This window comes from Okeania sp. KiyG1 (genome assembly GCF_014132355.1).
Classification (GTDB): domain Bacteria; phylum Cyanobacteriota; class Cyanobacteriia; order Cyanobacteriales; family Microcoleaceae; genus Okeania.
The window spans coordinates 15,847-40,025 of sequence record NZ_BLZO01000033.1 but is presented as its reverse complement, the minus strand read 5'-3'; the positions used below and the strand labels follow the sequence as shown (position 1 = coordinate 40,025).

The following is a 24,179-nucleotide window of genomic DNA, read 5'->3' as shown; positions in this document are numbered from 1 at the left end:
TTAGAAGTTAGGAGTTAGGGGTTATAGGTGACAAGCAGAAAGATTATGGCTTAAAAATAACAACTATGATCCCCCTAAATCCCCCTTAGAAAGGGGGACTTCCGGTTCCCCCCTTTTCAAGGGGGGTTAGGGGGGATCTCCAGCAGTTTACTAGAAATGTTATAAACTTAACTCTTACCAACAAGTTCTAGGTATCTTTCCATTGCGATACTTAATACTGAGCTACTATAAACAGCAGGTTTCCTCAAAATTTCTTCTAGAAATGTACGCCACATAAAATGCTTTTCTGAATCCATTGGAATTTCCTGTATCAACTGATTCCAAGCTTCTTCTTCTGCTTCTTCTGCTTCTGTTTTTGGATTTTGTAAATTATTCAAAATCAAATGTTGATATTGCTTCTCTTCGATAGGATAATCTGACAAAGATAGAAGTGTTATACCGATTAGACGATCTTTTGGATTTTCTTTGTTAATAAATTCTCTTCCTAAACTGAAATCTATACGAATATCCGAGAGCCATTTTCTTTTTATTATTTTCCTACGAGATGAATCTCTTATTACTTTTAAAATCAATGCACTGCCAATACGAACTAATTTATTGCTATGAGTCAGCAATAGTGTAAATCGAGAAATATATTCTTGATCGGGTTTAATAAAAAATCGACCTGTCTGAAACTTAAAATTCAACAACCTTGTGATATAGGTTTCAGGTGAATTATCGGATATATCAAATTTATATGTGTCTACTTTAATTAGCTTTTCTAGTGGCAATGTAGTAAACAAATTAGGCGCTAAATCTAAGATATTAGCATCATATTCCAGCAGCTTTAAGAATAAAGCTATACCTAAACTAGCAGAAGGAAAAGAGTGAGATTCAGAATACTTTTCAAGAAATAATTCAAGAATTTGACGTGCATAGTCTATAACTTGTAAAGAACATAACCAAATACCTTCAAATATAAATATTGGCCATAAATAGTTATATGGCTTTTCTCTGTTTTGTATTGCTGTTTCAACAGTTCTTAGCATTTTTTGTAGTTGCTCTGGAGGATATTCTAGTCCTAATTCTAGATACATTAAGCTCAATTTGAGATATGCTCCTACTAATTCATATAGTTGAACTCCTATTTTTCTAGCAGTAGAAATTAGTTTAGGAAAAAACTCATCTAACCCCACTGATGTAAGTAAGGCAATAACAAATCGTTGTTTTTCTTCATCATCAGCTTTATCTAAAAATTCTTTAATTCCTTTGTCTATTTCTTCAGCAATAGATATTTGAGTAGAACTATCCAAATAATCTAAAAAATTTGCGAATGTATCTTGTTGATTAGTATTTGCTTTAATAGCTAAGGTTAAGATAGGCCAAGAATACTCTAGACCTGAAACAAACCATAATTTATCAAAATATTCTGGTAAGGTTGGATTATCTTTAAGAAAATTTCCAAATAACTCTATATTTTGCTTCTCAGGTTGATTAAATAACCAAAAAACTATCCAAAGGGTTAATTTGACTGGTAAAATAAAATCGTTATTTTGTAATAGTCGAGCAACACTATCTATTGTTTCACTAGGAATGTCTGAAATATATGAAGTATCCCTTGATGTGATTAATATATCAATATGATGGGATAAATCATCTATTTCAATTCTTAAGTCAAAAATTTTCATTCGCCTATAGTTAGCTATTATTTGCAAAACTTTTGACAATAAAATCAATTGCTCTGCTAATGTTTGAGGTTGTGTAAATTCCCAGTTTATTTCTTCTGAGTTAGGTAAATCATATTCCCAATCTTCAATAATTATCTCTGCAAGTTTTTCAGATTGACTTTCAGAAAGTGACCAGCACCTTAATAATTCATTTTTATCATCCCTAGACAAAAATTTAATTACTATATCTTCATTCTCTATCCAATATGACCAATAATTTTCTAAACATTTTGCTATCCACTGAGGGTCAGATATATATAATAAAGTAATGCTGAAAGCAGATAAAATTAGGCTCTTTTGTTCTGTTTCAAAAAGTGCATCTACTTTTTCTTTAAGAAAACCTTCTTGTGGAAAATATTCGCCATAAATATACAAGGCATTTTCCCAGCAACTCTCTGGAAAATTTTTACCGTTAAATTTACGTTCTAAAATTATCTGTAAAAGATCGTCTTTATCTGATTGAGATAACTGCTTTGTATAAGAAACTAGCTGAGACATTTGCTTATCTGTAAGTCCTGTATCCAAAACTTCTAAACCATAATCAATTAAATCATATTGGAAATTACGATATTGGGATTTACTTAAAGAACCATCTGCTACTACCTCTAAGGCAAACCAAGCACCAGGTCTTAAAAAATGATTTTGATTCTGATTTTTATCTTCTACAGGTCGGTCTAGGGGGCGACAAACTTGTGTCAATATTTTCTCAGAATCTTCTCCTAATTCTCGAACAATTCTACCTGCTAAAAATAAGGAAACATATCGCCAATGTTCTGAATCAATTGCTCCAATTTTTTCCTTCAAATTTTCAAATCTATCGCCATTTTTGAATAAATAGACAGCAGCAAAAAACTCTTGAAAAGACCTAAGTTCAAAACCAAATAGTCCTGGTTGTGGTTCCACAATCAAAACTAATCTATCTTTAGCATCAGTCACAAATTTATCGACTTTATTATTAATATCTTCATCCGACGAAAATCGGTCATTTTTTCGCAAAACCTCCTCAATTGCTGCTCTAAATTCATCTTCTGGTAAAAGAGACTGAACATTAATATTAGAACTATCAGAAGTATTAGAAGCAGCGCGATAATGTAACAAATAACCCAAGAAAGAATGAACATTAAGCAGAATTTGGTCATCACTCTTAATTAAGTCTTTGTCCTTACTTTTTTCTCGCTTTAATATAGTTCTCCAGTATTCATCAAATAAAGTTTCTCTTTCCCCTGGAGGTCTTCCGCCATTTTTAATAATCAGTAAAATAATAGTTACTTGCAAGGGAGTTGTTAACAATCTAGAAATTCTCTCATCGTCCTCACATTCTTTGAGAATATCAAGAATTCTGGTTTGTTCTCCATCAGCAATTTCTCTAGTTTTTACCCATTTTTGAGCATATTCTGTTCTCTGTTCTTTTTAAGTGGTAATAATTCCAAATGAGGAAATATTTCAGGATTGAACTGTTGTTTATACATATTAGGACGAGAAGTCACTACTACTTTTAAATCAACTTTTATATTTTCTGTCCAGTCTAAAAAAGTAGAAATTTCTTCTACCATTCGCTGTTGTAAACGAGCATCTGAAACTTCATCTAATCCATCCAAAATCAAGAGGCATTCTTTCTGTTCAAAAATATCTTGTACTGTAGCAGCAGATATTTCTTCTAGTCTATTTGTAATATTACCCATTTCTGTAGCTAGGTAATTTTCTAAACTAGAAGATTCATTTCTATCTCTATTTGATAACCATTGAGCAAAATATTTTAAGACTACTCGAAAGGGAATACGTTTAACTTTTATATTTTCAGTAAATTCATATTCTGTATTTAGATATTTAGCTCTATATACTTGAGCTAATTGTTGCCCTAAAGTAGATTTACCTTGACCAGGACCGCCAATAATTACAACCTTATTGTACTTTTTTTCTTCTTTTGTGAAATATTCCATAGCTGGAATATCACTTTTGTTTCTAAATAAAATATCTTCAAGTATGAATATTTTCCTAACTTCAGTAGCTACTTTCTCCCACGGTTTCAGAAAAAGATCGATAAATACTTTTTGGAGATTAGTACGCTTTTCACCTGTTTCTGGTTCACCTGCTTGGTCTAATTCTGCAAATTTATCCCTACTAAATGATTTGGAAAGATAAGTTCTAATATTTTTTTCCAGACTAGGATTTAATTCTCGACTTTTTATATCAATTTGTTGTTTTAGATTACTAGAATTATCTTTTTCAGTTTGGCTTTGCTTTTGCTGTTGACGATTTTTCCAGACTAGCTCTAATTGTGTTAGGTTTTCCTGCTTTTTATCAGAATTCCAAAGAGTGAATGTCAGACTTCTAATACCTTTACTTTTTTCACTATCTGGACTACTTTCTGCCACAATTCCTAATATTTTTAGGCGGTCTATAGTATTCTGAATCTCATTCTTTTGTTTATTAGCTTCTGAACTATATTTAGATGATATTTCTGGATTTAATAGACAAGCAAGCTCCTTTAAATTTGTTCTGATAAAAAGTTGAGGGCGATCGCTTTCTCTATCTCTATCTTTCCACTCAGTAAATAATTCCTTTTCTGGATTATTCTGATGACTGTAATTTCTGAGAAATCCGATTAATTTTTTGGCTCGTTTGAGAGGTTCCTCACCCCAGTTACCTGTTCTTGACATAGATTTTATTTGATTTAATTAGAATTATTTGTTCTGATAAAAGTTGAGGGCGATCGCTTTCTCTATCTCTATCTTTCCACTCAGTAAATAATTCCTTTTCTGGATTATTCTGATGACTGTAATTTCTGAGAAATCCGATTAATTTTTGGCTCGTTTGAGAGGTTCCTCACCCCAGTTACCTGTTCTTGCCATAGATTTTATTTGATTTAATTAAAATTATTTGTTCTGATAAAAAGTTGAGGGCGATCGCTATCTCTATCTCTATCTTTCCACTCAGTAAATAATTCCTTTTCTGGATTATTCTGATGACTGTAATTTCTGAGAAATTCGATTAATTTTTTGGCTAGTTTGAGAGGTTCCTTACCCCAGTTACCTGTTCTTGCCATAGATTTTATTTGATTTAATTAAAATTATTTGTTCTGATAAAAAGTTGAGGGCGATCGCTATCTCTATCTCTATCTTTCCACTCAGTAAATAATTCCTTTTCTGGATTATTCTGATGACTGTAATTTCTGAGAAATTCAATTAATTTTTGGGCTCGTTTGAGAGTTTCCTTACCCCATTTACCTGTTCTTGCCATAGATTTTATTTGATTTAATTAGAATTATTTGTTCTGATAAAAAGTTGAGGGCTATCGCTATCTCTATCTCTATCTTTCCACTCAGTAAATAATTCCTTTTCTGGATTATTCTGATGACTGTAATTTCTGAGAAATTCAATTAATTTTTGGGCTCGTTTGAGAGTTTCCTTACCCCATTTACCTGTTCTTGCCATAGATTTTATTTGATTTAATTAGAATTATTTGTCCTGATAAAAAGTTGAGGGCGATCGCTTTCTCTATCTCTATCTTTCCATTCAGTAAATAATTCCTTTTGCTGATTATTCTGATGACTGTAATTTCTGAGAAATTCGATTAATTTTCTTGCTCGTTTGAGAGGTTCCTCACCCCAGTTACCTGTTCTTGCCATAGATTTTATTTGATTTAATTAGAATTATTTGTCCTGATAAAAGTTGAGGGCGATCGCTTTCTCTATCTCTATCTTTCCACTCAGTAAATAATTCCTTTTCTGGATTATTCTGATGACTGTAATTTCTGAGAAATTCGATTAATTTTTGGCTCGTTTGAGAGGTTCCTCACCCCAGTTACCTGTTCTTGACATAGATTTTATTTGATTTAATTAGAATTATTTGTTCTGATAAAAAGTTGAGGGCGATCGCTATCTCTATCTCTATCTTTCCACTCAGTAAATAATTCCTTTTCTGGATTATTCTGATGACTGTAATTTCTGAGAAATTCGATTAATTTTTGGCTCGTTTGAGAGGTTCCTCACCCCAGTTACCTGTTCTTGACATAGATTTTATTTGATTTAATTAGAATTATTTGTTCTGATAAAAAGTTGAGGGCGATCGCTATCTCTATCTCTATCTTTCCACTCAGTAAATAATTCCTTTTCTGGATTATTCTGATGACTGTAATTTCTGAGAAATTCAATTAATTTTTGGGCTCGTTTGAGAGGTTCCTTACCCCAGTTACCTGTTCTTGCCATAGATTTTATTTGATTTAATTAGAATTATTTGTTCTGATAAAAATTTGTTCTGATAAAAAGTTGAGGGCGATCGCTTTCTCTATCTCTATCTTTCCACTCAGTAAATAATTCCTTTTCTGGATTATTCTGATGACTGTAATTTCTGAGAAATCCGATTAATTTTTTGGCTCGTTTGAGAGGTTCCTTACCCCAGTTACCTGTTCTTGACATAGATTTTATTTGATTTAATTAGAATTATTTGTTCTGATAAAAAGTTGAGGGCGATCGCTTTCTCTATCTCTATCTTTCCACTCAGTAAATAATTCCTTTTCTGGATTATTCTGATGACTGTAATTTCTGAGAAATCCGATTAATTTTTTGGCTCGTTTGAGAGGTTCCTTACCCCAGTTACCTGTTCTTGACATAGATTTTATTTGATTTAATTAGAATTATTTGTTCTGATAAAAAGTTGAGGGTGATCGCTTTCTCTATCTCTATCTTTCCACTCAGTAAATAATTCCTTTTCTGGATTATTCTGATGACTGTAATTTCTGAGAAATCCGATTAATTTTTGGCTCGTTTGAGAGGTTCCTTACCCCAGTTACCTGTTCTTGCCATAGATTTTATTTGATTTAATTAGAATTATTTGTTCTGATAAAAAGTTGAGGGCGATCGCTTTCTCTATCTCTATCTTTCCACTCAGTAAATAATTCCTTTTCTGGATTATTCTGATGACTGTAATTTCTGAGAAATCCGATTAATTTTTGGCTCGTTTGAGAGGTTCCTTACCCCAGTTACCTGTTCTTGACATAGATTTTATTTGATTTAATTAGAATTATTTGTTCTGATAAAAAGTTGAGGGCGATCGCTTTCTCTATCTCTATCTTTCCACTCAGTAAATAATTCCTTTTCTGGATTATTCTGATGACTGTAATTTCTGAGAAATCCGATTAATTTTTTGGCTCGTTTGAGAGGTTCCTCACCCCAGTTACCTGTTCTTGCCATAGATTTTATTTGATTAGAATTATTTGAAGTTTGCGTCAGAGCTATAGCAATCAGGAATCAGATGTGAGAATTGAAGTGTTCCTTTAAAGTATAGAATATAGCAGTTATCTTACTCTTAGGTATTAGTTTTTTCCCTCCATACCTATTCCCTATTCCCCCCATACCTAAAACAAAAGTCTCCAATATCTCACAACTAAAATCATATTGCTATATTTTTTGTAGTAATACCAATTTGAAAAAGAAAGTTACGAACAGTAAGAGCGATAAAAAGACAAATGCAGGAGATGTCCCTTTGACAAAAAAAGATAATTTAAGCCCTAAAAAATGGTATTAAAGCCATTCCCATACGACTCGCTCCTCCTGACTTCCCCTCCACGGTCGGGGTTAGGGGTGGGTTGACTCCTAAGAAAGACCCTAGCTATTTGTAGCAAACATTTATCAATTTGCTATAAAACGTATTGGAGGTATGAGAATATCGAACTACCAAGAACTACCAAAGAGTTAATTCAACTCTTCTAATTGTAGTCTCTTCCCACACTCCCCACACTTCCCACACTTTGCAAACTCAAGTAGTTATAGATAATAAAAAAGTCCTGATACTAATTCACTTTCAAGATGTCACAAATAGTTTCAAACTTTAAAAGTAAAATAATTTCCTGAAATTACCGAAGAATTAAGGTAAAAATCCTCTCATGACCAAGGAGAAACAATGAATTAATTTTCCTTTTATTCAATCCTATCCGTTTTAGGGAGAGGTAATTATCAATTATCCATTATCAATTATCAATTATTGAATGTATATTCAAGATTTTGTAGCTCTATAAAATCTTACTTTTGACTTTTGACTTTTAACTTCCGTGAAACGGTATAAGTTTGGGTGGTTTGGGGTATGGGGTATGGGGTAGGTACAAGCTAACCCAAACTGAAATTCCTAATCATTTTAAGTAATTGAAAAAAAGGTTTGGGTTACTCCCAAGCTATCCTCAAACTGAATACTTTATTGTAAGAGATTTATAGGTAAATAATTGCATCCCTTGCCTTGGGGTAGTATCTACCTTTTATGGTAGAAATGTAATTTCAATAAAAAACAAAAATGAAGAATACCAATTCTCAGAAACGTTTACCTAAACCTTATGCAAAACACAGCAAAAAAATAAAACTCAAATAACTGCTTCTATTATTTTAGAAATAATTGAAGTAGGAACAGTGCTTATCACCTTATCTACAGTCACTTTATCTTTAACACTTCTACTTACTCCTGTAGCTATGTTTTGCATATTCTACAAGTACAGAATTTTTGAATTAATTAATTAAGTAATAAGAGTAGAGAATCATTTCTAAGATGGTAAGCATTCAACTATTAGCATTCCGTAGGAAATGCTTACCTAAGAGGACTTAGAGGATACCTGAAAAGTTGTTTAATACTGAATTTTGCCCCCCTAACCCCCCAATTCTGGGGGGAACAAGAATCCATTAGCTAGTAAAAGTCCCCCAATTTTGGGGGATGCGCGGGGGCTTTGCGATTCTTCAATTATTCTTATTTCTATTCAACTTATCCAACTTTTGTAGAAAATAACTTTCTCGATATCCCCCCAATTGTCTCGATAATTCTAAACCTCTTTGAAAAGATGACATTGCCAAACCAAAAGCCTTTAACTGTGCATAAACTTGACCCATACGGTCATAAGTTTCCATCATCCCATAAACATTAACAAACTGTTGATCCATCAATAATTGCACCTTATATATTTCAATTGCTGCCTCCTTTTCATCCTGAGAAAGATAGAGCGCTGCCAACTTTTCCAAAGCATCACTAGCACTTATAAACCTTTGAATTGATTGAGCAATATCATAAGCTTCTTGATAGTATTGACTGGCAAGACTAAGTTTTCCAAGCTCCTCATAATCTTCAGCAATAGATATTTTTATATCTGGAACTTCTGTAATAATTTGTTGACCTTCGTAAAAATTAACCAATCTTTCTTTAGCTGTAATTGCTTGTAAAGGTTTTCCCGCTTGATTATAAATAAAAGCTAATTTTTCGATAGTATCTACTTTTTCAAAATTAGTAGTTAAAGCAGGATCTGTTGTTTCTTCATTACCAGATGTTTCTAAATCACTCTGCTGCTGAACATCCAATAATTCTTCATAAGCGATCGCTGCATTATCATAATCTAGCCAATTCAAATATATTTCCCCCATAGCTGTCAAAGCTTCTTTCAGAGTAGCAACATCCTCTTGCTCTCTAGCTTCAGCAATAACTTGTTGATAAACTTGAACTGCTGGATCTTTTGCTCTAACAGTATTAAATGCAGAACCTAATGCTTGCAAAAATTCTATATTCACAGGTTCTTGTTCTTGAATCTCTGGTTGTATGGTTTCCAGTCGTTTTGTTATCCACTGCACCTGTAATTTTTGACTATTATTCCATGCTATTTCTGCCACTCGTTCCAAAGCAGCTAACTCTTCTGCTTGACCAAGATAACGTCGCAAACGAAGTTCTCTATTCCAGGTCTCAAAAGCTTTAGTTGTTTCTCCCCCCGCAAATAATGCTGAAGCTTCAGCGTTAAGTCGGTCGAGTTCTTGAGAAAGTTCTTCTCGTTTGTCCCCGCTAAGAGTTCCTGTAGTAGGAGGTTCTGGCAAAAGTGGGTCTGGTTCGGTGCTTTCTAAAGGATTAGGGGAAAATTGGTTGGGAGATTCTAATTCTTGTTCTGCATCTGTTTGACGTTGAGAGATAATATTTACACCATTTTTTCTGACAGTATATTCGGAAAATTCAGGAGTTTTTGCTAAACAATAAGTTGAAAAGTAGAGGTAAAAACAACTGCTAGTGAGAATTAAGTTTTGAATTTTGAACATTTTAATTAGATGGTTAACTTTGATAATAATTTTAGGTCTTATGTGAGGCTGAACATAATTATTAAATGTGGAATAGGCATCTTGCCTGTTCCTGTTCTGTTCCGCCCCTACAGATTGTGTGTAATTTCGTATTTTGCGTAAGTCCTGTCTAATTAAAATATTATCTTTTTCTTTTGGGTCTTATACTGCACCGTCACCCGCAGTGTTTACTCCTAATACCAATTTGAAAAAAGAATGTTACGAATAATAAGTGCAATAAAAAGATTTTTTAGGAAACGTCCCTTTGACAAAAAAGAGAATTTCTGACCTAAAAACTGGTATTAAATCTATTCCCATACGACTCCTGAATTCTGTTTGCGGAGCATGACCTAGGAAATTCTAAGAAATACCCTAGCTATTTGTAGCAAACATTTATCAAATTGGTATAACTCCTGTGAAATCATACATTCAGCAACGCCCCTATTTAAAATAATAAATTATCAATCATTCTCATCCTCAGAAGCTCTAGAAAAAATTGTCAGGGAATATAGTTGCATTCAAACAAAAACTCTGATATTCTGAAGATTATAAAATGTATAAGGGGTAGTTCGCCCCTACGCATGACTTTTTATTCAACGCAAAAAAATATATATATTATAGAAGCTGATTCGCCTTCAAAAGCTCTCGAAAAAATTGCCAGGGAAATAGTTGCATTCAAACAAAAACTCTGATATTCTGAAGATTATAAGATGTATAAGGGTTAGTTCGCCCCTACGCATGACTTTTTATTCAACGCAAAAAAATATATATATTATAGAAGCTGATTCGCCTTCAAAAACTCTCGAAAAAATTGCCAGGGAAATAGTTGCATTCAAACAAAAACTCTGATATTCTGAAGATTATAAGATGTATAAGGGTTAGTTCGCCCCTACGCATGACTTTTTATTCAACGCAAAAAAATATATATATTATAGAAGCTGATTCGCCTCTTCCCAAGAATATGACCAAAAAATAATGGTAGTCCTGCATAGTCATGGTACACAAGAAACAAGGGATGCTTGGCACGGGAGCAAGATGCTCCCACTGCCGTACCTTCTAACAAAAATAATTAGGTTTCAATCCTTCTACTCAAGTAGAAGGTATTAGACATCTCCAATAATAAAAAATAAAATCAACTATCGTACAGAAATTATCAATTCTTTCCCCCTACTGCCTACTGCCTACTGCCTCCTCCCTCTTTTGGAGGAGATGTCTATTGATAACTGATAACTGATAACTGAAATGACCATCACCCTCAAACTATTCGCAGCCTACCAAGAAGCCTACGGAGTCTCCGAACTCCAACTCACTCTCTCTCCAGGAACTACCGCCTCCCAACTTTTAGAACAGATCGTCACTCAACATCCTGAATTAGAGCAGTGGCGAAAAGTCACCAAATTTGGCATAAACTTCAACTTTGCTCCACCCGAAACCATCCTTCAAGACGGCGATGAAGTAGTCCTCATTCCTCCAGTTAGTGGGGAGTGGGGGAGTAGGGGAGTAGGGGAGTAGGGGAGTGAGGGAGTAGGGGAGTGGGGGAGTAGGGGAGTAGGAAAGAAACCAAAATACATCCTCTTTCTTTGACAGGATTTACGCATAACCACCACATATAGTAGAGATTAACGGCCGTTAACCCCTACAAATGGTGTGTAATTTAGTATTTTGCGTAAGTCTTGTTTTATGCGTGAGTCCTGTTTTAATTGGAGCGGAGGTAATAATAACTGACATTATTAGGTAATTTGTCCCAAATTTCATCAATACCATTACGGTTACAGGACTGCCAACCATTTTAGATTTTAGATATTTTTTTAGAAAATATAATTTCTTTGGTATATGGTATTAAACCACTTACCTCTAGAAGCATTTTTACTCTAAAATGCTACATTTATTCAAATAAATCAAATCACATTATTCACATTTAATACTAAATTAAATCAAAAAACTTGACAGAATAAATTCGTTTTTATTCTGAAAATTAGTAATATTAACAATTAAAATATTAATCAATATTGGCTTAAAAACTATAACAAATTCAAACTAAATACTTATAAAAGCAACTAAATTTGAGTTTAATTATAATCAATAAGCCCTTGATAATACTCCTCAAATAGCCACATTCAAAATAACTACTAAATCAACAACATTACCTGCCAAAATAGAAAATATATCTGTTGCAATTAATAATGAAAAAAGTATAGCAAAATCAATCCCGACTATTTTTGTCGGGTATGGTTGACGGTAATTTTTACCCATGCTAGTATTTCAAAAAGTGCAGAATAGTTAATAGTTTTTAGTTAGAAGTAGGGAGTAAAGAATATGACCCAGGCCACAAACACAGATAATCAAATCCACAGTCAAAATACAGCAATAGAAACACTCAAATGCAAAGAATGTGGTGAAGAATACCCACTAGAAGCCAAACATATATGTGAAGATGTCTGCTTTGGCCCTCTAGAAGTAAAGTATGACTATGAAAAGCTCAGTCAAACAGTGAGCCGGGCAACAATCGAAGCAGGTCCTAACTCTATATGGCGTTATCGTCAATTCCTACCAGTAAAAACAGATAACGTAATAGACGTAGGAACAGGTATGACCCCCCTACTAAAATCAGAACGTTTAGCCCGTCGCCTGGGTCTAAAAAATCTCTACATCAAAAATGACGCAGTAAATATGCCTACCCTCAGTTTTAAGGATAGGGTAGTATCAGTAGCCCTCAGTAGGGCCAGAGAATTAGGTTTCTCCACAGTATCCTGCGCCAGTACAGGCAACCTAGCAAACTCCACCGCAGCGATCGCAGCAAAAGCAGGATTAGAGTGTTGTGTATTTATCCCCGCCGACCTAGAAGCAGGCAAAATTCTCGGCACTCTAATTTACAATCCAACAGTTATGGCAGTAAAAGGCAACTACGACCAAGTAAACCGCCTCTGTTGCGAAGTTGCCAATACCTACGGTTGGGGATTTGTAAATATTAACCTCCGTCCCTACTACTCTGAAGGTTCAAAAACTCTAGGTTTTGAAGTCGCCGAACAACTAGGATGGCAACTACCAGACCATATCGTTGCTCCCATCGCCTCCGGTTCCCTCTACACTAAAATTTACAAAGGATTCCAAGAATTTGTAAAAGTAGGCTTAGTAGAAGATAAAGCAGTTCGTTTTAGTGGAGCGCAAGCTGAAGGTTGTTCTCCAGTAGCTCAAGCATTCAAAGAAGGTCGTGATTTTATCACCCCAGTTAAACCTAATACTATTGCCAAATCAATCGCGATCGGCAACCCCGCAGATGGTATCTATGCATTAGAAGTAGCTCGCAAAACAAACGGTAATATCGAATCTGTCACCGATGCTGAAGTTATTGAAGGCATGAAGTTATTGGCAGAAACAGAAGGCATATTCACCGAAACAGCAGGTGGTACAACCATTGCAGTGTTGAAAAAATTAGCAGAAGCAGGCAAAATCGATCCTGAAGAAACTACTGTTGCCTACATTACAGGTAACGGTTTAAAGACACAAGAAGCAGTACAAGGTTATATCGGCGAACCTCTAACAATAGATGCAAAATTAGACAGTTTCGAGCGAGCTTGGGAACGCGCTCAAACATTAGAGCGTCTTGATTGGGAGCAAGTTTTAGTTTAATTAACTTCACCCCAAAAATTCCTACATACAGCACCTTTGAAAAACCTAGCCAACCATGGACATTTCTAAGGTTGTCTCTCAAAGGTTGCAGATTAAGTCTTAATTGACTGCGTTGGCAGGTCACGACCACCATAAGTGAACTCCAGCTTATGTGCTGGTCGCTCTAAATTAAGGACAGCGTTAAAGTGCGCCAATCGGAAGTAGGTTTTGTACCGATAGTGTTTAGAGCATGAACAAGCCTGGCCAACATGATCGAGGAACACTTTACTGAAAAGGACTAGACACCACAATGTCTAACACTAATTACGTTTTCGCGACTAGATACAAACAAAAAACCATTACAACCTTGCAAACCAACTGTAGCTCGTAGGTTGTTAAATTCTGGTAAAGCTGCTGTCTGGCGGCGCTTTCCGTTTACTTTGATTCTCACGCAAAGCTGTTGAAAAAGTTGCAAAAACAACTTTAACTCTCAAGATTGACCCAGGCTCAAGATTTACAGGGATGGCTCTATTAGAAGGAAACAAGGTGATATGGATGCTCTTAATTCAACACCGAGGTTCATTAATTTCCGAAAAACTTCAAAAGCGTTCTCAACACCGTCGAGCTAGGAGAACCAAAAACCTCAGATACCGTAAACCAGGTAACCCGAACAAAAAGAAGCCCACTGGTTGGTTAGCACCTTCTCTAGTGCACAGAGTCGAAACTACTATGACTTGGGTCAAACGATTAATTAAGTTTTATCCTGTAGAATCAATTTCAATGGAATTGGTTCGCTTTGATACTCAGTTGATACAAAATCCTGAAATTACACCTTCTAAAAATCTAGACAATCCTAGACACGCTCTTCATCGGTAATGTTGAGCTATTTTCCAGCTCACCTGTCCATAAGTCTACTGGGAACTGGCAAGATGCCCATTACACAGGAAAAATAATTTTTTCTTAAAAATTTATAGTTTTTCCGGACCTACCATTACAATAAAAATTTGCAAATAGCAACTAAATATTATCCATATAATCTAGATTAATTAATTATGGCAGTTACAGTATTAATTCCTACCCCACTGCAAAAATTCACCGAAAATAAAGCAAAAGATAAAGCAAAAATTGAAATTGAATGTGGCGGTGGTAATATCTCAGAATTAATAGATTCTCTAGAAACAAACTTTCCTGGCATTAAAAAAAGTCTCTGTGATGACCAAGGGGAACCAAGGAGATTTTTAAACTTCTATGTCAACAGCGAAGACATCCGGTTTTTAGAAGGAACAACAACATCTCTAAAAGATGGAGATGAAGTGAGCATTGTTCCTGCTGTTGCTGGTGGTTAAATAAGTATGGTGAAATTAGCGATAAGGCTGACACTACGCTCCGCGATCGCATCCACAAAAAAATCTCTCAAATTCAGCTTCTAGCTAGATTGTGTTTTACTCAATCCAGTCTGTGAGATAATATTTCTAATTATAGAAATAATTTGGAGATTTAATATGGTGCAGGGTAATATATGGATTCCAATTGCAGTAGTTGTAGTAGGCTTTGTTGCTGCTGTTACTATCGGTTCAATTGCTTGGTATAATTCTAAGCGTCCTCCTGGTTGGGAAGATGCACAGCGTCCTGACTATGTTCCTAAAGTTAATGACGATAAAGATAGCTAAAAGCACAATAATATACTGAAGATTATAAGCTACTCTAACTAGGAAGAGATTATGTTTTGGCTAAACCGTCGAAAAGCTTCACACCATAATTTTCAATTTGGTGTGATATAAATCGGCGGTAAATTAATGGGACTCGACATCCCATTCATTGACAAATTTTATGTTACAGTAGCACCAAGCTGGGAAGCGCGAGCTAACAACCACCAGTGATGAACCATGAAAATTAAATAGGATATGGGGTTGTATCCCAGAAATCCTAGTAATCCGTTGGGAGCGTAAAATCTTATTGCGGAGCTAGGTGCGTAGTTTTTCGTTCTGCAAAAAGGGCGGCGGGGTATCCCGTCCTTGAAGCTCGTGCAGTCCGATGCAATGGCAGGACTGCGAAGCGAGAAGCCCACACAATACCTAATGGTTAGTGTGGGAGTATGTCACAGTAGCTTTTATCTAACCTCAGTATTGTCTTATTTCTGAGGTTGTTTGAGAAAAAAGCCAGAATTGTCAAGGAAATTGTATACTTTTAATCAATTCCTGCTTGATTTTCAATCTCACTCCATCAATTTTGCTCTTGCATTAAATAGATTTTAAAGATTAATAGCTATTTATTCTTCATCCCACTAGGAAACTGTTCAATCTTAGCTATACCATAGAACGTTATGTCATCTCTTCCTACCCGTAGTCGGTCTACTCTTAGTTGAGTATTTTCTAAAGCAAATTTATCTAAATCCAGTAAATTATTTACATGGTCTATGAGAGATTTACCTAAATCTACAGACTCTCGCTCGCCATTATATTTAACATTGACAAATTTGATTTTACGTCTATCTTCCACTTCGACGTTAGCAGTGAAATCAACATCTATAGGTTGATTTGGATTTCCTACCCCGATTTGAGTTTTCAGTCTGAGGGCTCGATCTTCAGTGATAGTCATTTGAGTATTTTGGAAATGTAGGGATTGTCCTTGATATTTGAGCCTTTGCAGTTTCTCTATCACAAATGGTGTATTGAAAGAGGTGGTCAAGTCAGACTCAGTTAATACAGTTCTCAGAGTGGCCTGGATCGGCTGCCTTAATTTGACTTTACCAGTAAAAATTGCACTAAAGTCTATTGATACAGCTTGCAAGTAAAGCTCCATCACTTCAATCCGAAGGCCATTGTACATCCGCATTCCTTTGCCAATGAAATCAAACCCATCCAGACTACCCTGTAAAAGTTTGGCCACTGGCTCGGCACGGACATTGGCTTCGACTTTATCAGAGCTTTTAAACAGAGCTGCTATTGCCGCTCCTGCTGCCTTGCTCACTAGGCGATCGCCACTTTGATTTTGCATTGGTACATTGGTAAACAACGCAGTCACCATAATTTTTCAATGTTTGGTTTGCCTTCATTGACATCCTAACAGTTTGATAAAGAATTGTAAAGTTTACTTGTACTTATGTACTTAATAAGCATTACTTTGCATCTACTTATCAATTTCAGAGAAGACATAGTGCTACTTTTAATCTAATAAAAACGCTCAAATTTGATTAAAGCGCTTCAGTAGATATAGCATTACGCTATGACAATAGAATCATTGATAACAGTGAAGGCAGTTCGCCTAGTCCTGGAAAGCTCTCAACATTATATTTCGAGCGCCATTGATATCCCGTGCAATCAAATGACCACATTGAGGACATTTATAAATTTTGGACCCACCCAAGTCTAGTGCCGCTACCCGGAAGTTAAAAGTCATGCATTAGCGCAAATGTGCAAATCTTTCTAAATTCTCTTCCCTCCTGACTCCTGACTGCTGACTCCTAGATTAACTATCTAATTATACCGATGCCACCGGATTTGATATCAAGCGCGGTTTGTTCAGAAGTTCAACTGGCAAGGTGATTAATGTCGATATTAATGGCAGTATATGCGATAATTAGAAATAAATTCCCAGGGGCTTTTACTGCCGTTTGCGTAGCATTCCGTAGGATGGGAATAGTGAGCTGTGCCGAGAGCGCCTGTATTGGTTAATCCAATATCAAGAATTTAACTGTTACCGAATAATTAAAGTAAAAATCCTCTCATGACCAAGGAGAAACAATGAATTAATTTTCCTTTTATTCAATCCTCTTCCTTTTAGGGAGAGGTAATTATCAATTATCAATTATCCATTATTGAAGATTTTCTACAGTTTTTTTTCGTACGGTGTACCTTGCAGACAAGCATCGGTGAGTATAGCGCCATTGAAGTCAGCTCCATCCACAATAGCACAGAGTAAATTAGCCCGTTGTAAATTTGTGCCCCGGAGTATAGCCCCAGTAAGATTAGCCTCTTCTAAATCTGCTTGGGATAAATCTGCACCAGCTAGATTAGCATTACTAAATTCTGCTTGAAATAAAATAGTTCTAGTGAAATTCACACCTCGTAGGTCAGCACCTCGTAGGTCAGCCCCACTCAAGTCCACATTATTCAGTACAGCTCCATTTAAGAAAGCACCTGCAAAGCTAGCTTCTCTCACTTGGGCATCCATAAAAATAGCACCCCGTAGGTCAGCATTGCGAAAGTCTGCCCCTCTCAAATCTGCACCAGTGAAGTCAGCTCCACGCAGGTTAGCTCTCAGAGTAGCTTTTAGTAGATTAGCCCCAACAAAATTAACTCCAACCAAGTTAGCTTGGTAGAAGTCTGCTTCTGAAAGCTGGGTTCCTGCTAAATCTACACCAGGTAGATGAGCATTTACTAAATGTTTGATTTTGCCAACTCGAATGGCTGAAATATCTAGGGATGTTGATTGATTCATAATTAGGTCTTAGGTTTTAGGTCTTAGGTTTTAGGTCTTAGGTTTTAGGTCTTAGGTTTTAGGTCTTAGGTTTTAGGTCTTAGGTTTTAGGTAAATAACCTACGAGCTATAGTCTTCTTCAAGACCTGATGGTTGAATTTTCAACCCAATTGCCTCAAATACTATCAAATTAGGTATTAGGTGAGGCGGTAAACTTTTCTCATCTACAACCTACTACCTGCTAACTTCGGAGCATAAATTATTAAATATTGGGTTACCAAAAAAGTGGGTCTAAAGCCTCGCCCATAAGCGGGCGACTTTTTATAGATGAAAATAGTAATAAGTATGCTATCATATTATTAGTTTAGATCGGGATTATGAAAGCTAGATTTAAGTATCGAATTTATCCAACACCAGGACAAAAATGCTGATTAGCAAAGCTATTTGGTTGTGTCCGTGTGGTTTGGAATGATAGTCTAGCTTGCTGCCAAGAAAAGTATACTTCAGGAGAAAAGAAACCTATTAATTCTGAGCTACAAAAGCTTTTTATTACTCAAGCTAAAAAAACTGAAAATAGAGAGTGGTTATCAGAGGTTTCTGCTATACCATTGCAGCAATCATTGAATGATCTAAACCGTAGGGGCGCCATTCGTCAGCTATGCGTCAGCTTTCCGGCCGAAAGCTTGCGCATAACTATCGTTAACGCCCCTACAAACTTTTTTAAATCGACAAAAGGTAACAGAAAAGGCAGACCTATTAAACCTCCTAAATTCATCGTAAAATTTCGGTAAGTGGGAAACCACCGTCTTTTAAGCGGTGGATGGAAACGACGCGCGACGGATTTTAACCCGTAGTCACGATTGACAGTCTCTAGAAGTATTATCGCTATAATGTGCATTATAAGCGCGAAAATTCACTATGTATCTAACCCAAAAGAACAAAATTAGAAACCTGTCTAGCCAGGAGTTTAAAGCCTTAAGACAATTGTGCAGATTATCCAAAAATATGTACAATGTAGGGCTTTATTGCTGTGCGACAGTTCTATTTTGCTGAAGGCGGATATCTCAGATACGAGTCAAATTACCATTACTGCAAAGATAACGAAAATTACCAACTACTTCAAACTGATATTGCACAGCAAACTTTAAAAGTTGTAGATAGGTCTTTTAAGTCATTTTTCAACTTAATTCAAAAAGCTAAAGAAGGTAATTATCGTTTTGAACAAATACGATTACCTAGATACCTCAACAAAGAAGGGTATTTTCCTTTAATAATACCTCGAATTAAGGTGAGAAATGGATACTTTAATATTCCCATGTCTAGGAAATTCAAAGCTGAGTATGGTGCAGTTAAAATTCCCTTTCCTGAAAGATTAGTAGGTAAAAACTTGAAGGAAGTTCGGATAATTCCTAGGTATGATGCTAGGTTTTTTGAGGTAGAATTTATCACTGAATCACAACCACAACCAACAATAAAATCTGACAATGCTTTAGCAATAGACCTGGGGTTAGACAATAAGCGGAACTTGTGTATCAAATACTGGGTCATCGTTTATTTTGGACGGTAGAAAACTCAAATCAATCAACCAGTGGTACAACAAAGAAAATTCGCTTATTGCAGTCTATAAAAGATAAACAAGGCATCAAAGATTTAACAAAAAAGCAAGTTAGCATCATAGTAAATCGAAATAATAAAGTTAGGGATTACTTGAATAAAGCAGCTAGATATTTAATCAACTGGTGTAGTGAAAACAAAATATCTACTATTGTTGTTGGCGTAAATCACCGAATCAAACAAAGTATCAATTTAGGTAAAAAAACTAACCAAAACTTTGTACAAATACCACACCATAGTTTGAGGTTGAAGTTAAAAACTATATGTGATAGATATGGATTAACCTATATAGAACAGGAAGAATCTTATACCTCCAAAGCTAGTTTCTTAGATGGAGATCGGATACCTGTTTACAATGCCGATAGCCCCACCACCTACAGCTTTAGTGGCAAACGAGTCAAACGTGGTTTGTATAGAACTAAGCAAAATAAATTGATAAATGCAGACAGTAATGGTGCTGCAAATATTGGAATAAAAAGCAACCTTATGGGGGTTTACCCCGGACAGACGCTTAGGCATCTTTGGCTATGCCATTAAGGGTAAAATTTGACGTGGATTTATCCCGGCAAATTTGTTCCGCTTAAGAATCCACGCGGATTTATCCCGTGGAGTGTCAAACATTAGAAAGTCAAAGCAAACTGCTAGATTTACAAAGAGAGGATTTAAAGTTGGTCAACATAAAGTTCCTAGCAACGCTAAGATTGGAAAGCTGAAAATAGTTTCGCCTGTGAAAGTTACCTGCTGCTCCATCATCAGTAACAGTAATCAAAGATTGTAGGGGCGATTTCCTGCGGAATGCTGCGCAAACGCGAATCGCCCCTACTAGATATTTCTTGAGTTTTGTAGTAGAAATACAACCAGAAATCTTACCTCAAACTGGCTTTGTGGCACAAAAGGTGACGTTTAGGCTATAAATAGCATCAGGATAATACAAATCAGTAGATATGAGTAAGTCCAAGTCCAAGTCCAAGTCTAAGTCCAAGTCTAAGTCTAAGCCTCAGTACAAGGTCAAGAATTGGTCTGAGTATGATGCATCCTTGTTTGCGAAGCATTCCGAAGGAAAGCAACGAGGCAGTCTGACATTTTGGCTTAATCAAGAGGTAATAGACCAATGGCTTAACAATTACGAAAACAGGACGCAAGGGAGCATCAAATACTTACAGTAATGTGGCGTACCCTCTTTATGGCAACACTTTCGACTTTATTTAGCTTGGCACGACGTCAAACTGAGGGCTTTTTAGAATCTATATTTTCTCGCTTTGGGACTAGAGTTACCAGTCCCAGACCACAGTACTTTTTCTCGTCTATTTATGTAAATTGAACATAGAAATACCAGTAATTCCAGCAACAGAAGCAATTCACCTGGTGGTAGATTCCACGGGAGTCAAAGTTTATGGGAGTTGGTGAGTGGAAAACAAGAGTTCATGGTGGTCGCGTAAACGTCGTACATGGCGTAAGTTGCATCTAGGTGTGAATGAGGCAACAGGGGAAATAGTAACTACAGTGGTTAGTACCAACGATGTCAGTGACGACCAAGTATTCTGCAAACGCCCGTTCTGGGAGTAGAAAGCGAGATAGGTCAAGTGTCAGGTGATGGAGCCTATGAATTACGCAAGTGCTACTCCGCAGCAAGTCACAGAGGAGCCAAACCAACCATACCACCCCTTCAACAATTAATAATGAATAATGAATAATGAATAATTACCTCTCCTTGAAACGGATAGGATTGACAAAGAGATGAAAATTTTTCTTCACAGGAGTCGATTGGATATGGCGCAGGTTTCGGGCCATCCCATCCCTAACGGACTGCTCCGCAAACGACCGCTTATTATCCCCGATCAAGGGGAGGCGCATACCCACAATTTTTCGGTAAAAATGCACTTCTATGGCATCATGGTAATTGTAATAGTCCACCTCATCCTAGGGACGAGAACCTCAGAGAGATTCGTATATGTTGGAGGTAAAAAGTGGAAACGTGAGAGTGGATATCACCGACGTTCTCTATCACAAACAACTATGTTTAGACTCAAAGTAATATTTGGAGGTAAGTTGCGACGACGGAAATTCGACAATCAGGCAGTGGAATTGTTCCTACAATGTGCCATACTTAATCCTATGATACAGAATTGTCAGCCAGAAAGCTACAAAGTAGAATTCGCTCTTCACTAATTAACTTCTCTTCTGGGGAGAAGTTGCGATCGCAACATTCATGCAACAAAGCCTCTCAAACTGATAATTCAGTAGGTATAGATTTAGGCATTTCTACCTTTGCTACATTGAGCGACGGTACAAAGATTGATGCACCAAAACCACTTAAGAAACGAATTAAGAAATTAAGAAAAGTTAAGTAAATCATTATCTCATAAAACTAAAGGATCTAAAAGGCATGAAAAAGCACGGGTTAGAGTTGCTAAGTTCCATGCCAAACTGAAAGATACGCTTGAACAGATTTTCTGCATAAATTATCTACTAAAATAATTCGTGAAAACCAAACAGTTGTTTTAGAAGTATGACAACGTATCTGGGATGGTAAAAAAGCGGTGCGACCCCGCGACGACGCCAGCTCGCTTGCCGGAACGCGCACCAAGAGGCCGTGGGTTATCTAGAGCAATATCAGATTTAGGCTGGAGAACCCATACGAACATTTTAAGAAGGAAAAGCAGAAAAATACGGTCGTGATTTTAGAGTAATTAGCCGCCCTTGAGCCCACATCTCAAACTTGCTCAAGCTGTGGCTTCAAAGGTGGAAAGCGAGCGACCTTCAGGTGCGAGAATGGGAGTGCCTCAACTGCAAATATATTAGTCGCGGGCGGGCAGTCCGAGACATTAAACAGACGTGGAGGCAAGCGTAACCCACCCCATCCCCTCCGGGAGGGCAAGAAGGGTGGGTGCAGCAGCCTGTGTTAGCGGAGCTTTGCGCCAGCAAAACGTCAACCCACCGAAGAGCTACGGTTCAGTAGGAATCTCCGCGCCTGCCTCTTGCCTCCTCCGGAGGAGCTGCGCTAACAGAGGAGCTTTCCTATGGTCATGCTGCGCAAACGCTAACAGGCCGGAGAGGATGTCAAAGAAAAGCTCCTACATCCAAAGTGAAGAAAAAATTGAGGTATTTTTCCATAATATAGAATCCGGTTATATTGTATATGTTGATAATTCTATAATTACTTCAATATTTAATCTCCCCTACTCCCCTACTCCTACTCCCCTACTCCCCTGCTCCCCTACTCCCCTACATCCCCTATCTCCCCTACTCCCTACTCCCTACTCCCCTACTCCCATATCCATCCCTACTCCCTCTTTTAATGTACTGATGTCTTTGATGTAACTACTTCCTCTAACCAAACGTTGGGAAGTTGACTTGGTCTTTGAGGTAATTGCATTAGACCCATTTCAGTTAATCGAATGACGTTGCTGAGAGATTCTACTAGAATAGGGTCAAAATATGTACCACTGTGATTGATACATTTTTCTAAAGCTTCTGCCAAACTAAGAGCTATTCTTTTACCTCGTGCTTGTATTAACTCTTGGAAGTAAGAAATTAATCCTAGAATTCGAGATTCTACGGGTATTTCGTCTTCTCTGAGACCGTCTGGTTTACCACTACCATCCCAATGTTCTAAATGATGAGTCACAATTTTAGTTATAGGTGCTAACTCTGGCATCGCTGTTAATAATTGACCACTAAGTACGCTCCTTTCCTGCCAAAAAGTTAAAGTTGCATCATCTAATTCATCTGGTGTTTGAGTAAATACTTCCTTTGGTGCTGATGCTAACCCAACTCTAAACAATAATCCTGCTAACCGCAAACGTCGCAATTGCAAAGTAGGTAAATCTAACATTTGACCAAGAGTTTCAGATAAAGCTGCAACTTGCAAAGAGGCAATAGGGTTACTCGGATCGCGTTCATCTGCTTTCTGCGCCATTCGTAAAAATGCTTGCAATTTATTAGCATTTAGGTTGCGACTAACTCGTAACGCTTGACCTTCCAATTCCCATAATTCCCTGGTTTGACGATTCATCGCAATCATCTGCTGTTGGGAAGTTTGCAGATAAGAAACTATCCGAGATACCACATTAGTCATATCTGTAGGTGGTGCATCTTTGATAGTTAGAATTTCTTGATGTTGTTTTTGAATGCTGTCTGCTAAGTCAGGATCGTAGGGGCGACATCTTTCTATGAGAATTTCTGCGGCTTTAACTACTAAAGTCCGGTCGAAACTCCATAAACCGTAAAATTTTCTTTCTACATCTACAGTGGGTTTACCATTGAGTACATATTCATCTTCTGATAGTTCATGGCAAAGTACCATAGCTCTGTAACCAGGGGCTAGGATAATTAGATTCCATTCATTAACTAAACTATCCGTGGTTTCTAAATTAACTAAAGAGACATTTTCTAGCTGACTTGTAGGATGTTTGGGTAACCCACTATCTGGTACTGCGCTAATAATAATGTGACGGCTAGCTTGTGCTATTTCTTGATAACGATCTGCTTCTTGTAAATACCATTTTCCTTTTTGAAATGTGACCAAAACTAATGGTTTTTCTTCATCATGTTTAGGGTTAGTTTGTAATATGTGGTCTTCTAAAGCATGGCATAAAGCTACCAATGTATTTTTGAAATAAACTCCATAACTAGAGGGAAGTCTTCCTTCCGGACTAGCTTCTTTAAGTTGATTTAAAGTTGCTTCTGGATTCATTTTATTAAATGATAATTATTTTATATGTTTGTATTTTATCTTGTAAGCTATCAGCTATTAGTAGTCA

27 protein-coding genes and 2 pseudogenes are annotated in these 24,179 nt (G+C 36.5%); 13 read left to right on the top strand and 16 right to left on the bottom strand.

Going from position 1 to position 24,179, the window contains the following annotated elements; genetic code table 11:
- Nucleotides 1-167: 167 nt before the first annotated feature.
- The 11 genes from SAGCYANO_RS05150 to SAGCYANO_RS05100 all read right to left on the bottom strand — a co-directional run bounded on the left by SAGCYANO_RS05150 (nucleotide 168) and on the right by SAGCYANO_RS05100 (nucleotide 9,756).
- Complete coding sequence (locus SAGCYANO_RS05150) at nucleotides 168-2,996, bottom strand: hypothetical protein (RefSeq protein WP_202219089.1); 2,829 nt, start codon at nucleotides 2,994-2,996, stop codon at nucleotides 168-170.
- 83 nt (nucleotides 2,997-3,079) lie between these two features.
- On the bottom strand, nucleotides 3,080-4,366 hold the full coding sequence (locus SAGCYANO_RS05145; protein ID WP_202219088.1) for an NACHT domain-containing protein: 1,287 nt from the start codon (nucleotides 4,364-4,366) through the stop codon (nucleotides 3,080-3,082).
- A gap of 206 nt (nucleotides 4,367-4,572) precedes the next feature.
- Nucleotides 4,573-4,752 carry a hypothetical protein gene (locus SAGCYANO_RS05140; protein ID WP_202219087.1) on the bottom strand — a complete coding sequence of 60 codons (180 nt, stop codon included), beginning with the start codon at nucleotides 4,750-4,752 and terminating at the stop codon, nucleotides 4,573-4,575.
- A gap of 14 nt (nucleotides 4,753-4,766) precedes the next feature.
- Nucleotides 4,767-4,946 carry a hypothetical protein gene (locus tag SAGCYANO_RS05135; RefSeq protein ID WP_202219086.1) on the bottom strand — a complete coding sequence of 60 codons (180 nt, stop codon included), beginning with the start codon at nucleotides 4,944-4,946 and terminating at the stop codon, nucleotides 4,767-4,769.
- A 14-nt stretch (nucleotides 4,947-4,960) separates the two neighbouring features.
- Nucleotides 4,961-5,140, bottom strand: coding sequence for a hypothetical protein (locus tag SAGCYANO_RS05130; protein WP_202219085.1), 180 nt, complete (start codon nucleotides 5,138-5,140; stop codon nucleotides 4,961-4,963).
- A 14-nt stretch (nucleotides 5,141-5,154) separates the two neighbouring features.
- A complete protein-coding gene (locus tag SAGCYANO_RS05125; RefSeq protein ID WP_202219084.1) occupies nucleotides 5,155-5,334 on the bottom strand; it encodes a hypothetical protein in 180 nt (59 codons plus the stop codon).
- A 399-nt stretch (nucleotides 5,335-5,733) separates the two neighbouring features.
- Nucleotides 5,734-5,913 (bottom strand): hypothetical protein, encoded by a 180-nt coding sequence (locus SAGCYANO_RS05120; protein ID WP_202219083.1) that lies wholly within the window; start codon nucleotides 5,911-5,913, stop codon nucleotides 5,734-5,736.
- A gap of 24 nt (nucleotides 5,914-5,937) precedes the next feature.
- Complete coding sequence (locus tag SAGCYANO_RS05115) at nucleotides 5,938-6,123, bottom strand: hypothetical protein (protein ID WP_202219082.1); 186 nt, start codon at nucleotides 6,121-6,123, stop codon at nucleotides 5,938-5,940.
- Between the two features lie 14 nt (nucleotides 6,124-6,137).
- Nucleotides 6,138-6,317, bottom strand: a complete 180-nt coding sequence (locus SAGCYANO_RS05110) for a hypothetical protein (RefSeq protein ID WP_202219081.1) — start codon at nucleotides 6,315-6,317, stop codon at nucleotides 6,138-6,140.
- Nucleotides 6,318-6,717: 400 nt separating this feature from the next.
- Entirely contained in the window at nucleotides 6,718-6,897 is a 180-nt protein-coding gene (locus tag SAGCYANO_RS05105) for a hypothetical protein (protein WP_202219080.1), read from the bottom strand.
- A gap of 1,527 nt (nucleotides 6,898-8,424) precedes the next feature.
- Nucleotides 8,425-9,756, bottom strand: a complete 1,332-nt coding sequence (locus tag SAGCYANO_RS05100; protein ID WP_202219079.1) for a lipopolysaccharide assembly protein LapB — start codon at nucleotides 9,754-9,756, stop codon at nucleotides 8,425-8,427.
- Between the two features lie 1,260 nt (nucleotides 9,757-11,016).
- Here SAGCYANO_RS05100 and SAGCYANO_RS05095 point away from each other — a divergent pair.
- A complete protein-coding gene (locus SAGCYANO_RS05095; RefSeq protein WP_202219078.1) occupies nucleotides 11,017-11,286 on the top strand; it encodes a MoaD/ThiS family protein in 270 nt (89 codons plus the stop codon).
- A 591-nt stretch (nucleotides 11,287-11,877) separates the two neighbouring features.
- On the opposite strand, the gene SAGCYANO_RS44155 is transcribed toward SAGCYANO_RS05095, so the two are convergent.
- Nucleotides 11,878-12,027, bottom strand: a complete 150-nt coding sequence (locus tag SAGCYANO_RS44155; protein WP_237395816.1) for a hypothetical protein — start codon at nucleotides 12,025-12,027, stop codon at nucleotides 11,878-11,880.
- 63 nt (nucleotides 12,028-12,090) lie between these two features.
- Between SAGCYANO_RS44155 and thrC the strand changes: the two genes are divergently transcribed.
- The 5 genes and pseudogenes from thrC to psb35 all read left to right on the top strand — a co-directional run bounded on the left by thrC (nucleotide 12,091) and on the right by psb35 (nucleotide 15,053).
- On the top strand, nucleotides 12,091-13,404 hold the full coding sequence (gene thrC, locus SAGCYANO_RS05090) for a threonine synthase (RefSeq protein ID WP_202219077.1): 1,314 nt from the start codon (nucleotides 12,091-12,093) through the stop codon (nucleotides 13,402-13,404).
- A gap of 371 nt (nucleotides 13,405-13,775) precedes the next feature.
- Nucleotides 13,776-13,847 (top strand): hypothetical protein, encoded by a 72-nt coding sequence (locus SAGCYANO_RS49970; protein WP_366558040.1) that lies wholly within the window; start codon nucleotides 13,776-13,778, stop codon nucleotides 13,845-13,847.
- A gap of 13 nt (nucleotides 13,848-13,860) precedes the next feature.
- A pseudogene (locus SAGCYANO_RS05080) lies at nucleotides 13,861-14,259 on the top strand (RRXRR domain-containing protein); the annotation flags it as partial.
- Between the two features lie 176 nt (nucleotides 14,260-14,435).
- Nucleotides 14,436-14,729, top strand: coding sequence for a MoaD/ThiS family protein (locus tag SAGCYANO_RS05075; protein ID WP_202219076.1), 294 nt, complete (start codon nucleotides 14,436-14,438; stop codon nucleotides 14,727-14,729).
- A 156-nt stretch (nucleotides 14,730-14,885) separates the two neighbouring features.
- Nucleotides 14,886-15,053 (top strand): photosystem II assembly protein Psb35, encoded by a 168-nt coding sequence (gene psb35, locus SAGCYANO_RS05070; protein ID WP_202219075.1) that lies wholly within the window; start codon nucleotides 14,886-14,888, stop codon nucleotides 15,051-15,053.
- A 595-nt stretch (nucleotides 15,054-15,648) separates the two neighbouring features.
- Here psb35 and SAGCYANO_RS05065 read toward each other — a convergent pair.
- From SAGCYANO_RS05065 to SAGCYANO_RS05055, 3 genes are all read right to left on the bottom strand, one after another.
- Nucleotides 15,649-16,410, bottom strand: a complete 762-nt coding sequence (locus tag SAGCYANO_RS05065) for a DUF2993 domain-containing protein (protein WP_202219074.1) — start codon at nucleotides 16,408-16,410, stop codon at nucleotides 15,649-15,651.
- A gap of 237 nt (nucleotides 16,411-16,647) precedes the next feature.
- A complete protein-coding gene (locus SAGCYANO_RS05060; protein ID WP_307785825.1) occupies nucleotides 16,648-16,782 on the bottom strand; it encodes a zinc ribbon domain-containing protein in 135 nt (44 codons plus the stop codon).
- A gap of 429 nt (nucleotides 16,783-17,211) precedes the next feature.
- Entirely contained in the window at nucleotides 17,212-17,823 is a 612-nt protein-coding gene (locus SAGCYANO_RS05055) for a pentapeptide repeat-containing protein (RefSeq protein ID WP_202219073.1), read from the bottom strand.
- A gap of 437 nt (nucleotides 17,824-18,260) precedes the next feature.
- Here SAGCYANO_RS05055 and SAGCYANO_RS05045 point away from each other — a divergent pair, with 437 nt between their 5' ends.
- From SAGCYANO_RS05045 to SAGCYANO_RS05020, 7 genes and pseudogenes are all read left to right on the top strand, one after another.
- Complete coding sequence (locus SAGCYANO_RS05045) at nucleotides 18,261-18,593, top strand: hypothetical protein (RefSeq protein WP_202219072.1); 333 nt, start codon at nucleotides 18,261-18,263, stop codon at nucleotides 18,591-18,593.
- A gap of 239 nt (nucleotides 18,594-18,832) precedes the next feature.
- Entirely contained in the window at nucleotides 18,833-19,369 is a 537-nt protein-coding gene (locus SAGCYANO_RS05040; protein WP_202219071.1) for a hypothetical protein, read from the top strand.
- The gene (locus SAGCYANO_RS05035; RefSeq protein WP_202219070.1) at nucleotides 19,330-19,953 is read left to right on the top strand and encodes an IS200/IS605 family accessory protein TnpB-related protein; all 624 of its coding nucleotides are present in this window, start codon (nucleotides 19,330-19,332) and stop codon (nucleotides 19,951-19,953) included. The genes SAGCYANO_RS05040 and SAGCYANO_RS05035 overlap by 40 nt, the downstream gene beginning before the upstream one ends.
- Nucleotides 19,954-20,733: 780 nt before the next feature.
- Nucleotides 20,734-20,823, top strand: coding sequence for a transposase (locus SAGCYANO_RS49965; protein ID WP_375339872.1), 90 nt, complete (start codon nucleotides 20,734-20,736; stop codon nucleotides 20,821-20,823).
- Complete coding sequence (locus SAGCYANO_RS05030) at nucleotides 20,824-20,982, top strand: hypothetical protein (protein ID WP_202219069.1); 159 nt, start codon at nucleotides 20,824-20,826, stop codon at nucleotides 20,980-20,982. It begins immediately after the preceding gene.
- Nucleotides 20,983-21,287: 305 nt separating this feature from the next.
- Nucleotides 21,288-21,585: pseudogene (locus SAGCYANO_RS05025) on the top strand (IS5/IS1182 family transposase); the annotation flags it as partial.
- The gene (locus tag SAGCYANO_RS05020; protein WP_202219067.1) at nucleotides 21,543-21,767 is read left to right on the top strand and encodes a transposase; all 225 of its coding nucleotides are present in this window, start codon (nucleotides 21,543-21,545) and stop codon (nucleotides 21,765-21,767) included. The pseudogene SAGCYANO_RS05025 and the gene SAGCYANO_RS05020, both read left to right, overlap by 43 nt.
- A gap of 944 nt (nucleotides 21,768-22,711) precedes the next feature.
- Here the strand turns inward: SAGCYANO_RS05020 and SAGCYANO_RS05010 are convergent.
- Nucleotides 22,712-24,112 (bottom strand): DICT sensory domain-containing protein, encoded by a 1,401-nt coding sequence (locus SAGCYANO_RS05010; protein WP_202219065.1) that lies wholly within the window; start codon nucleotides 24,110-24,112, stop codon nucleotides 22,712-22,714.
- Nucleotides 24,113-24,179 lie beyond the last annotated feature (67 nt).